This window comes from Flavobacterium sp. 9R (assembly GCF_902506345.1).
Lineage (GTDB): Bacteria > Bacteroidota > Bacteroidia > Flavobacteriales > Flavobacteriaceae > Flavobacterium.
The window spans coordinates 1,824,903-1,836,061 of sequence record NZ_LR733413.1; the positions used below are offsets into that span (position 1 = coordinate 1,824,903).

An 11,159-nucleotide genomic window follows, 5' to 3' on the forward strand; every position below is an offset into this window, starting at 1 on the left:
AGCCAAAACTCCAGTGGACCAAAGTGCCCAAAGCACTAAAACGGGTTGAAAAAACAAACGAATCAAACGCTTGTTATCGGTATTCAATCCGAAAGAATCGATGCCGTAATAGTATTGTGAAAGATTCCCCGGAAAAATCAAAATAAAGAATATCCCAAGCGCTATTCCAACGTATATTTTTTGACTCACCCAAAAAATAAGTGCCAATCCCAATGCCATCTCGACTATCCCAGAAGACAACACCACAAAATCCATAAAACCAAGGTCTGTTGTAAGCCATTTGGGAACTTGTGCTAAAAATGCCGTTCTGTTAAATGTTAAGTGACTTACACCTGCGTAAGTCATAAATGCGCCCAAAAGAATGCGCATACTGTTTTGAAAGAATGTTGTTTTCATTATTTTATCTTTTACGATTAAATCGTGTGCGATACAAATGTATGCGTTTTTTAAATAAAAAAACACACCCTTTAGAAATAAATACAATGTCAAACTTTTATTGGACAACCCTTTACTGGAAACCACTTTGAAAATGGCACGCAGATGACGCAGATTTAAACAGATTCAATATAAAACAAACCAGCGAAAATTCGTACCATCCGTGTCATCAGCTTTCTAATAATAATAAATTTTATACTTTGGCTTCGACAACTTGTTATTGAAAATACTTTGAAAATGGCACGCAGATGACGCAGATTTAAACAGATTCAATATAAAAACAAACCAGCGAAAATCCGTACCATCCGTGTCATCCGCGTTCTAGTTTTAAATCTTACTGCTTTTTGCGTTTGAGTATTCGTCCTCGCGGTTCATCCGATTCATAAAGTACGATATCCGAATGCAGAAATTCGGCGGCGGCGGCAGAATCCTTGACTTTAACAGCACTTCGGGCAATCATCTCAGCTTCAAAGGGGAGCAAAACACTTTTTCGCAATCCTACTGTCCTCCATTGAGAAGAAGGTTTACAGCCTTTGGTGATGCCACGAGCCAACGCCAAAGCATCCAACAAAGCTTGATTCGCTCCTTGCCCTTTAAACGGACTCATAGGATGTGCAGCATCGCCGATCAAAGTGCTATTTCCTGCGTTCTCAAACTGAGCTGTGGTCAACAAAGTTCTATCATATACGGGATAACCCGATACCTGAGCAGCCGCTGTGGCATCGACTATTTGTGGAATTGGAGAATGCCATTGCGTTCTTCGAGACGCTTCTTCCTTCAAGGCTTGTGCACCTTGTGCGCTTAATTTTTTGGCCTCGGATTCTTCCATCGGGAAACTCAATTGCCACATCACCGAATCTTCTGTAAAAGGCATAATGTAGATACGTTCGTGACCATTCGCCGTCTGAAAAACAGTAGCCGAATCCAACAACTCTGAAGTTAGGGTTGGCAGGGCATCCAAAGGACAAATTCCTAAAATCACAAGACAACCCAAATAACGCAAAGGAGTAACTTCCTCTCCAATCAATTGCTGACGGACGACGCTTCGAATCCCATCGGCACCCACGACCAAATCGGTTGCAATTGTTTTGATTTGCGCACCGACTTGAAAACGCAACTGGATTTTACCCGAAGCTTCCTCTTGAAAATCGAGCAATTGATGTCCCCATTGTATGTTGTCCTTCCCTCCGAGTTGCTCCACTAGTGCCAAACGTAACGCTTGTCGCGCAATATGAATGTTGGAACGTTTGGTGTATTTTTTTTCGGTTGGCTGCACCCATTTTCTCATCCCCCACTCGCCTACAACTGTTCCGTCAGTCTTATGGACCAAATGCCGTGTAGAAACCACGCCTTCGGTCAAAGAAAAAATCCCAAAACCTTCTATGGCTTTACTCGCTTGCTGCAAGGTCAGTCCATAGCCTTGCGAACGGGCCTCAAAGTGGGTGTCACGCTCAAAAAGCGTAAACGGAATGCCGCGATGCAAACAAGCTACAGCCAACGCCACGCCACCAATTCCGCCACCAATAATGGCGATATGGGGATAGTTTTCATAATCTACTACAGGAAAATTTTCTGATGGAAGCAATCCCGAACCACCGCATAACGAACAAGACACCAAAGGGGCTTTAGGCGCTTCAGGCAAAGCCACTTCACCAGCAACCGTGAGTTTGGCTACCAACTGCTGATATTGCAATCGCACTTTTTTACGAAGTCTTTGACTTTTCTTGCCTTGCCCCTGACAGTCTGGACAACTGCTCCAGCAAGGCGTATTCTTTTTATCCATATCCTATTCAACTACTCAACAGTATTGGGTGCAAAAATAGCGATAAAAAACGAGTCGGTTTTTTAGAGTTGCTGTACTACTAGGAAGGGACAAATAAAAAGCAGGAATAGTAAAGTACTGCATCTGATGTTGAGCTGAAGAAGCATTGGCGCCAACAGTAATTTTATTAATAGAAGCAGCACTTCTTTGCGCACCACACGAGTCGTCCCGCTTTACGTTATATCTTGCTTGCCGAACCCCGGCAAGCAAGGATGCCACTGCAATCCTTTAGATTTGCTAAATAAATTTAAAGTACTTTTAATCAACAACCAAACTGACAAAGTGAACCTTCTCTTCGATCAAAGTTAGCTACTTATGCCCCGATTAGGACTTTGTCAGTTTTATTGAATAAAGAAACCTATCTTGATAAATTTATGATGTTTACGAATAAAAATAACTTATGAAAGGCACAACAAACCTTCGTGTAATTCTTATTCGAAGGCTTGTTATGTCTTTTTTTTAAACTAAAAAATAAATGAATTTTTAGTTTGTATATATCATAGTAATCGGGGCTAAGCGAGTACGTTTTGTTTTCATAACCCAATACCAAATTATATAAAAACAAAAAACCACAAAATAGCCCAAGGTAATTTTGTAGTTTTCTTTACCCTTTTGAAGAGGTAATCATTCTAAAGATAGTTATCGTAAAAAGTCGTGAGACTTTTATCGTGTTTACGGACATCGACATAATTTAAAATAGCTCGAAGTCAGAGACGTTCGAGCAGCATACGCAATAAATTTATTTAGAAGTAAGAACACTTCAGGATGTATACAAAGCTATTTAAGTAAATTCAAAAGATTTTATAGAAGGCCTGAGTAAAAATACTTTTCTACTTGAACTTTATCGAAACAATAAAATAATGAGGAATATTAAAATGCTCACCCAATTTTTCAGGTGCAATATCGGATTGTGCGACTTCACAATAAGAACCTGAACCGTCTTTATGTATAGTAGGGGTTATAATTCCAAAAACAGCATTTTTCTTTTGAAAATCAATAGTCACCTCTTTTTTACCTCCAAAAAAGTCTTTTAATGCATATTCATCTGAATCGCTATACAATTTAAAGTAATACTTTTTACTCCCGAACTTCTTTCCTCTTATATAGGTTTTTAATTTTCCATCACTTAGTTTGAAAAAGAAACTTAAAGATTCGCTATTTGACTCAATTTTAAAATAATCACTGTCTGAACTATCAAAAAGAGAACTAGTCCTAATGAGTTTACCATTTTTGAATTCTTCAAGACTCACTTCATAATGCTTTCCTTTTAGCTCTTCACTTGCAAAGTTTAATCGCTCGGTGTAAATTTTCTCAAAATCCATTAAGTTTTGAATTTCTTGGTTTTCACTTCCGTAGCTGTTCGTCATTGTAATGGATTTTTGACTGTAATGCAGCTGCGTTACACTAAACAATAAAAATAGCAGTACTCTTTTTTTCATTTTCTTATTTTAGGTTTCGGGTTAAATTGTTATGGGCACGAGCGGGACGCTCGCGCTAGCGAGGGGGGAAACGCTACTTTCTTAGTAATGCATTCCCTCGAAATGTTTTATACTCTGAAAAAATGGTGATTCCCAGAATTTTCCAATCCATTTTTCCTCTGACTAAGTAGGAACAGTAATTTTTATCTTTTTGTTTGTCGATATCTACGTTTTCAACATTCCAATTTGTACCACTTATAATACCAGACCTATGACAGTTTGCATTTAAGATTATTAATTCAGTTCCTTTTTCACCAACAATTATTGACAATCCAATCTTAGATATTAAATTATCTTCTAATAAAACTTCATGAAAAAATGAATTCCCATTAAAAGTTTTTTTAGGATTTGTCTGGTTTAAAAAATCAATATTCTTATCTGCTAAATTTTTATCATTTGAGTTTGACATAAATGATAACAAACCTAAAACAAAAACTAAGGATGCTAGAAATCCTACTTCCTCTTTAATAAGCTTTACTGATTTAAAACAAATAACAATGAAGTACAAAAGCAGTATTCCATTAAATATCCCCCAAATTAATTCAAACATAATTATATTTTTTAAAATTATTTAGTCCCTGTTTTCTATTGTCTCTTCTACTAAATCAGCATTACTCTTTAAATTCCTTAGTTTCATTTTCATAGCTGTTCGCGGTCGAATAAATGAAAATCCAAGTTAATATCTAGGAATCTACATCACTAAATTATTAATCTAAAGGAAAAGAATATCCAACAGCAAAAGCACCATTAAATTGCTTAGCAGCATCGTGAATATAATATGTAAATCCAACATCAAAATTATGCTTACGACCAAGAGCCAAACCAATACTAAAAGGCACGTGCATCAAAACGCCGCTTTTTTTGATATTGAATTCGGGTGTGATGGTTTTGAATGAACCAATCGAAGCTCCAATACCCACTTCAAAATAAGGAGCCACCCACGGAATGGGTGCTGCAACACGGGCTTTTCCTCCTAGAAAAAAGGCCTTTGTTGTAACCTGAAAATCTTCCGAAAATTGTTGGTTTTTGTTGTCATCTGGAGAGGTAATCACAAGACCAGCATAAGGACGTATTCCGAACCATTTGGTTATATTGTGCACATACTCACCTTGAGCATAAAACCCAGAACCACTAATATCGATATCTGAATCAGGAAAGCTATACCCAATACCCACCGCAGCAGTAAGATAGTTCCCAGGCTGTAATTGCGCTTGGGATGAAAAAGAAAAAAGAAAAAAAACGAATGCAACAATAGCACGTAAGGAAAAAGACAAATTCTTCATTTTGTATTGAAATCTAGATAAATGGATTATTCTAATTATGTAAACTTACTTTTGGATGAGACATCGTTATGGGCACGAGGGGGACGCTTGCGTTAGCCGGGGTTCGTTAGCACTAGAAAAGCAATAATTATAATTTTTCTCATTTTTGTATAGTTTAGTGTTTTACTTTATTGGTTAATCATTTAGAGTATGGCGAAAAAGCAGCTTATTGCACTTGACAAAAAAAGAAAATTATATTGCAAAATATCTTAACTAGAATTAAAGAATAAATTAAAGGATACCAAAACGAAACGTCTTCATTTATAAAAAGTTCATAACAAATTACACTGTTAATTACTAATGGTAAAAAGATAAACAATACAGATATCAAAATGAATCCTGTTGTACTTAATATTGTACGTAATAAAGATTCCTCTGATAGTCTCATTTTTATACTTTCTAACTCTATCAAAGAAGGAAATATTGTTAACTCTAAGATTGAACTTTTACCAATATTTGGATATATTTTTTCTTGAATTTGTTTTAATCCAGCATCAATTAATTGATTAAAAGCCATATATGTTATAGAAAAATAATAACATACAATTGCTAAAAAAGGAATTCCAATAATCAATATTTTTTTGTTTTTTAGATTTACATCAAACAATTTTACTTCAGTAATTATTGAGTTATCAACAAGAAACCATAAAAAAATTAATACAAGTGTTATAAAATAATAATTATACATTTGTTTAATACTCGTTTTACAATTTTCTATTAAAATTGGCTCAATAGCCTTTAATTCCTCTATTGTTGTTTCACCATTATTAATAGCATTTGATACTTGAGTATTGAAATTTGGTCGTTTCATAGTTTGTGTAAATAAGTGGTTTTAATCTAAGTTAAGCCAATTGGACAAATTGCTTGTAATGTGTGTTGTACCAAGTTATTTTGTGTTCATACTTATTTTATATAAAATAGGTTCTTTTACGATATTTTCATCGCCTAATAAATCGGAACTTTTAATTCTCCATATCTTCGGTCTTGTACTTCCAACTTCATAAATAATGTAGAAATAATAATTTTTCTTATTTTCCGCAACTTGTAATTCGTTTGCTGAAAGGAAAATATTGCTTTTACCAATTTTTCTTAAAGTTGATTTGACTTCAATAAGTTTTTCGCTTCCGTCCAAATCATAGGATTTTATGTCATATCCAACACTATCATCTCTTTCAGAAACTCGGTCAACTAATTTTGCTAAATCCATTTTGCCATTTTTCTTTAAAAAGTGCCTTTCTGCTCTTAAAACAATTTGTTCACCTCTGTCTCCAATTCGTTTGATTTTTTTTGAGCGATTAAAATAATCAATTTTTGTTTCTTTGCATATTTCTTTTTCGTTCGGCTCTGGAAGTTCATTTGTTTGTAAATCAACATAGTCAAATTTCAAACTTTCAATTGGCGGAAAATCCTTTAATCTAAAATCTTTGAGTTCTTTGGAAATATTATCTTCTTTTACTTCGTCATTAGGGTTTCCAAACGATTTGTATAAGAATTTGCTAAACTCGAAGACACTCCATCCTTTCATCACTTTATCACTATTCTTGTAGTTAAGTAACAATGCTTGTTTATCTAATTCAGACTTCGAGTCATTATCTAAACCAAGAATATTAATGAAATAATTTAAGTGCTTTGCAGAAAAAATATTTAAAAAATCGTTTGGATAATAAACTGATAATATTTTTCCTTTATACATTGGAGAAATCGGATTTCTCCTTAATACATTAAAATTATCTTTGTTCTCTAAAAGTTCGACTATTGAAAAAAGTATTTTTTTAAGTGCGATATTTTCATCCGTTCCATATTCGTTTCGTCCAATTCTATATTTTCGAGATTTATCTTCACCGTATTTTCCAAAATATAAACCAAATTTTATTGCTGGACTTCCGTGAATATTTCCCCAATCATTAAGATCATTTTCTATTCTATTACAAAATGTTGAATCACCTTTTCCTATTACGTATTCATCTTTTGTCAAATTTGCAATTACGTGGATTGGATAGTCGAATGTGAATTTTTTTCGTACACGATCAATCACTTTAAAACCTGAACTATAATCTGCTCTGATTTTTTCAAATTCAATTTGGTAATCTCTTAATTCAGCTATTTTCATTTAGGTTAATATTATGGCCAGTTTTCAGGCTCTGCTTTATAAATGGAACAAGTTCAATAAATATATAAAAGCATACAAAGCCACCCAAATTGGGGCAGACAGGTATGATAAGCGTCATACTTTATGTAATCCCAAATATATCCTTTTTTCAGCGAAACTTATAAAAATTTTCTGAAATCTTCTTACAAAATTTGCCCATTGCTTACTGCTTTCTAAGCACTAAAAACTGCCGACTTGCCCGCATAAGGGATGGGAGCGGCATCCTCTTGGGGCGGGGTTCGCCCCAAGAGATATAGCGTACAGCCCGACCCCGAGGAGCAGGGATTTGTGGTTATGCAGGGTCGTTTGCCTCGGGGTCATGCCCAAAATACGATGTTAAAGGGTATTCAATTGTTGTTTTAGCAGGGCGACTTCGGTGGGGTTGGGAAGTTCGCTGTGGTCGGTAATCGCGGCGGAGTGATAGTACACGGCTCGGGTGGTTTGACTCAGCCAGTGGGCATTGCTCGAGCGCAATCCGCCTCCAGGCATCACCGTAATGCGGTCACTAGCCTGTGCGACCAATTGTTGTAGGAGGTCAGCGCCTTCGGTCACATTGGTGCGCACGCCAGAAGTGAGGACGGTTTTGAAGCCACAAGTCACTAACGTTTCTAACCCTTGCAGCGGATTAGCAATGCCATCGAAAGCGCGGTGAAAGGTGCAAGGCAACGGATGCGCCAAGTGCACCAAAGCCGCATTGGCCTCGGTATGAATGCTGCCGTCGGGATGGAGTATCCCAAACACAAAACCATCGACGCCAAGATTTTTGAAAGCGGCAATGCTGTTTTTCATCTCTTGGAACTCGGTTTCGGTGTAGACAAAATCGCCTTCGCGTGGGCGAATCATCACGTTGAGCGCTACGGTGGTCAGGGCACGTGCGGCTTGCACCATTTCGGCGGGAGGTGTGATGCCACCAGCGGCTCGGTCGAGACACAATTCGATTCTGTCGGCGCCATTTTCTTGGGCGATGGCAATTGCTTCTAAGCTAAAACAGGCGATTTCTAATTGGTTCATTTTTATTGTATTGGGTAGATTAAAATGAGTTTGAATATAAACTTGAAGGTATTAGTTACATCATTTTTTACCACACTTCGATGCCTCAGTGCAGGCTAAAACATAGAAGTTTATAGTCTTTAAAGAAAAAGGAAGACGTTTTACTATTCACATAGCCATTCTATGTGGAAAATAGTGCTATTTCTTATTTGCTCTAACGCTTTACATTTAATCTATGTTTCTATGTGGTTATTTTTTAAACTTTAAATTCAAGCCTAAATTATTTTAAAAAGTAGTTCGCATCGATGAGCTGGTTGCCCGAAGCATCGTGCACCGCATAATTGAATCCACCTTGAATGCAATACGAGCCATACTCGCCTTGCTTGTTCAATGCAATAAATCCAACTTGGATGTCTTTGAGGTTTTTGCCACGGTTTTGGGTGAGTTTTACAATGCGCGCCACGGCTTCTTCGCAGGCTTTTTGAGGGGATTTTCCTTGTCGCATCAACTCGACCACCAAATGACAACCCGAAATACGCACAACTTCTTCGCCATGTCCTGTGGCGGTAGCGGCTCCAATTTCGTTATCGACATACAAACCTGCTCCAATAATGGGCGAATCGCCCAAACGGCCGTGCATCTTGAACGCCATACCGCTAGTAGTACAAGCGCCAGACAAATCGCCATGACTGTCCAAAGCAATCATTCCAATGGTATCGTGGTTTTCGATATTGGCAATGGGCTTGTACTCGCTGGTTTTGAGCCATTCTTTCCACTCTTTTTCGCTGGCTTCGACTAATAAATTTTCTTTGGTAAAACCTTGTGAAAGGGCAAACTGCAAAGCGCCATCGCCTACCAACATCACATGAGGCGTTTTTTCCATTACGGCACGCGCCACCGAAATAGGATGCTTGATGTGTTCCAAACAACCCACGGCACCAATATTGGCTTTTTCGTCCATAATGCAAGCGTCGAGCGTGACACGTCCGTCGCGATCAGGTCGTCCACCGTAACCTACGCTGCGTTCGTTGGGATCGCCTTCGGGAACTTTCACTCCTGCTTCCACAGCGTCTAAGGCTTTACCATTATTTTTGAGAACTTCCCAAGCGGCAGCATTGGCTTGAAGGCCAAAACGCCAAGTGGACAGTACTATAGGTTTTCGGATTTTGGAAGGGGTTGGAATAGGTGTTTCTTCAGAAGTACTAGCAAAAGAAGGCAAGACTACTGCGGCTGAAGCTATAGTGGCGGTTTTTAGAAAATGGCGACGATTGGTCATTGTACTATTTTTTTTGGTTGTGACCAAATTAGGGAAATAAATGCAATCCCAAACATATAACAAAATACCAATAATCAAAAAATTTAAAAAAGGAAAAATCAACTAACTTGCAAGAATAGTGCTTTAGCTATCTTATAATTTTATCTTCACTATTTTATTGTCTCTAATAATTACAAGCTCACTTTTACGCTCTTTTTTAAAATCAAGCATTTTCTCATAGGCTTTTTCAAGTCCCTTTAGAATTTTATTTCTTCGCTCTATTTTAGTTTCAGTGGTCATACTATTTTTTTAATTCAGTAAACTTTTTTTCATCAAGAATCATAAGTTGATTACTGCAATAATGTATAAGTTTCTTTCTTCCACACTTCCAAATATAGAAAAAATCAATCACTAACTGTTCATAAACCACTAAAGACTTTTGAATTAGCTAAAAACAATAAAACTCTCGAACTTACACGAGTCAATGCCAATTAACAAAAAAAGGTCTAGAACATTTGCTCTAGACCTTTTCGTATAATTAGTCGTAACTTTAGTTTACCATTTAATAATCGCACTTGCCCAAGTAAATCCACTACCGAAAGCAGCTAAAACAACGGTGTCGCCCGACTTGATTTTTCCTTGTTCCCAAGCTTCGGTCAAAGCAATTGGAATAGAAGCTGCGGTTGTGTTTCCGTATTTCTGAATGTTATTGAATACTTGATCATCACTCAACTTGAATTTGTTCTGAATGAACTGAGAAATTCTCAAATTCGCTTGATGTGGAATCAACATATCAATATCTGAAACTTCTAAATTGTTGGCTTGTAATCCTTCGTTGATTACCTCAGCAAAACGAACTACAGCATTTTTGAATACAAATTGTCCGTTCATATAAGGGAAATAACTTTCGTCATTCGGGTCATTATCGGCCAAAATATCATTTACCCAACGACCACCCATTCCCGGCGCAATAAGTGATAATTCCTCAGCATGTTGCCCTTCTGAATGCAAATGCGTAGACAAAATTCCTTTGGTCAAATCTTCTTCTCTTGACAAAACAGCTGCTCCTGCTCCATCACCAAAAATTACTGATACACCACGACCTCGAGTTGTCATGTCCAATCCTGAAGAATGCACCTCAGATCCAATCACCAAAACGTTTTTGTACATTCCAGTTTTGATATATTGATCAGCAACTGACAATCCGTACACAAAACCTGAACATTGATTTCTAATATCAATAGCGCCTACAGTTCTTAAACCTAAATCGCGTTGTACCAAAACTCCTGGTCCTGGAAAATAATAATCGGGACTTAAAGTAGCAAAAACTACAAAGTCAATATCTTCTTTGGCTATACCGGCACGCTGAATAGCAATCTCGGCTGCTTTTACTCCCATTGTAGTGGTCGTATCTTCCCCTTTGATAATGTGACGACGTTCTTTGATTCCTGTACGCTCTTGAATCCATTCATCATTGGTTTCCATTATCTTTGACAAATCGTCATTTGTAACCACATTCGAAGGAACATAAAATCCTAACCCTGCTATTTTAGAGTGATACATAAGTACTTGTTTTTCATTAAAAATTGATTGACAAAATTAAACATCTTTTAAAAAGACGCCACACAATTTAGTCTTTTTTTTGATATAATCATTTTTAACCTAAAAAAATAAATCATTTATATTTAAGTCAATATGCTCTTGTACT

The 11,159-nt window shown here is 36.9% G+C and carries 10 protein-coding genes; all 10 read right to left on the minus strand.

The genetic code is table 11. The annotated features are described in order from the left end of the window. Positions 1-769 precede the first annotated feature (769 nt). Positions 770-2,218, minus strand: coding sequence for an NAD(P)/FAD-dependent oxidoreductase (locus FLAVO9AF_RS08050; protein WP_159686855.1), 1,449 nt, complete (start codon positions 2,216-2,218; stop codon positions 770-772). A gap of 869 nt (positions 2,219-3,087) precedes the next feature. After that, on the minus strand, positions 3,088-3,696 hold the full coding sequence (locus FLAVO9AF_RS08055) for a hypothetical protein (protein WP_159686856.1): 609 nt from the start codon (positions 3,694-3,696) through the stop codon (positions 3,088-3,090). A gap of 73 nt (positions 3,697-3,769) precedes the next feature. Next, positions 3,770-4,285, minus strand: coding sequence for a hypothetical protein (locus FLAVO9AF_RS08060; protein WP_159686859.1), 516 nt, complete (start codon positions 4,283-4,285; stop codon positions 3,770-3,772). A 157-nt stretch (positions 4,286-4,442) separates the two neighbouring features. Further along, a complete protein-coding gene (locus FLAVO9AF_RS08065; protein WP_236552297.1) occupies positions 4,443-5,018 on the minus strand; it encodes an outer membrane beta-barrel protein in 576 nt (191 codons plus the stop codon). A 205-nt stretch (positions 5,019-5,223) separates the two neighbouring features. Continuing rightward, complete coding sequence (locus FLAVO9AF_RS08070) at positions 5,224-5,868, minus strand: hypothetical protein (RefSeq protein WP_159686862.1); 645 nt, start codon at positions 5,866-5,868, stop codon at positions 5,224-5,226. Positions 5,869-5,943: 75 nt separating this feature from the next. Beyond that, a complete protein-coding gene (locus FLAVO9AF_RS08075) occupies positions 5,944-7,167 on the minus strand; it encodes a DUF3883 domain-containing protein (protein ID WP_159686865.1) in 1,224 nt (407 codons plus the stop codon). A gap of 375 nt (positions 7,168-7,542) precedes the next feature. Next, positions 7,543-8,217, minus strand: coding sequence for a copper homeostasis protein CutC (locus FLAVO9AF_RS08080; protein WP_201296285.1), 675 nt, complete (start codon positions 8,215-8,217; stop codon positions 7,543-7,545). 259 nt (positions 8,218-8,476) lie between these two features. Continuing rightward, the gene (locus FLAVO9AF_RS08085; protein ID WP_159686869.1) at positions 8,477-9,472 is read right to left on the minus strand and encodes an isoaspartyl peptidase/L-asparaginase family protein; all 996 of its coding nucleotides are present in this window, start codon (positions 9,470-9,472) and stop codon (positions 8,477-8,479) included. Positions 9,473-9,604: 132 nt separating this feature from the next. Further along, positions 9,605-9,751 carry a hypothetical protein gene (locus FLAVO9AF_RS08090; RefSeq protein WP_201296286.1) on the minus strand — a complete coding sequence of 49 codons (147 nt, stop codon included), beginning with the start codon at positions 9,749-9,751 and terminating at the stop codon, positions 9,605-9,607. 255 nt (positions 9,752-10,006) lie between these two features. Beyond that, complete coding sequence (locus FLAVO9AF_RS08095; RefSeq protein ID WP_159686872.1) at positions 10,007-11,014, minus strand: 3-oxoacyl-ACP synthase III family protein; 1,008 nt, start codon at positions 11,012-11,014, stop codon at positions 10,007-10,009. Positions 11,015-11,159: the final 145 nt, after the last annotated feature.

What these genes read in the sequence shown, in the direction of transcription:
- FLAVO9AF_RS08050 (WP_159686855.1), bottom strand. Translation starts at nt 2,218, where the DNA reads ATGGATAAAAAGAATACGCCTTGCTGGAGCAGTTGTCCAGACTGTCAG.
- FLAVO9AF_RS08055 (WP_159686856.1), bottom strand. Translation starts at nt 3,696, where the DNA reads ATGAAAAAAAGAGTACTGCTATTTTTATTGTTTAGTGTAACGCAGCTG.
- FLAVO9AF_RS08060 (WP_159686859.1), bottom strand. Translation starts at nt 4,285, where the DNA reads ATGTTTGAATTAATTTGGGGGATATTTAATGGAATACTGCTTTTGTAC.
- FLAVO9AF_RS08065 (WP_236552297.1), bottom strand. Translation starts at nt 5,018, where the DNA reads ATGAAGAATTTGTCTTTTTCCTTACGTGCTATTGTTGCATTCGTTTTT.
- FLAVO9AF_RS08070 (WP_159686862.1), bottom strand. Translation starts at nt 5,868, where the DNA reads ATGAAACGACCAAATTTCAATACTCAAGTATCAAATGCTATTAATAAT.
- FLAVO9AF_RS08075 (WP_159686865.1), bottom strand. Translation starts at nt 7,167, where the DNA reads ATGAAAATAGCTGAATTAAGAGATTACCAAATTGAATTTGAAAAAATC.
- FLAVO9AF_RS08080 (WP_201296285.1), bottom strand. Translation starts at nt 8,217, where the DNA reads ATGAACCAATTAGAAATCGCCTGTTTTAGCTTAGAAGCAATTGCCATC.
- FLAVO9AF_RS08085 (WP_159686869.1), bottom strand. Translation starts at nt 9,472, where the DNA reads ATGACCAATCGTCGCCATTTTCTAAAAACCGCCACTATAGCTTCAGCC.
- FLAVO9AF_RS08090 (WP_201296286.1), bottom strand. Translation starts at nt 9,751, where the DNA reads ATGACCACTGAAACTAAAATAGAGCGAAGAAATAAAATTCTAAAGGGA.
- FLAVO9AF_RS08095 (WP_159686872.1), bottom strand. Translation starts at nt 11,014, where the DNA reads ATGTATCACTCTAAAATAGCAGGGTTAGGATTTTATGTTCCTTCGAAT.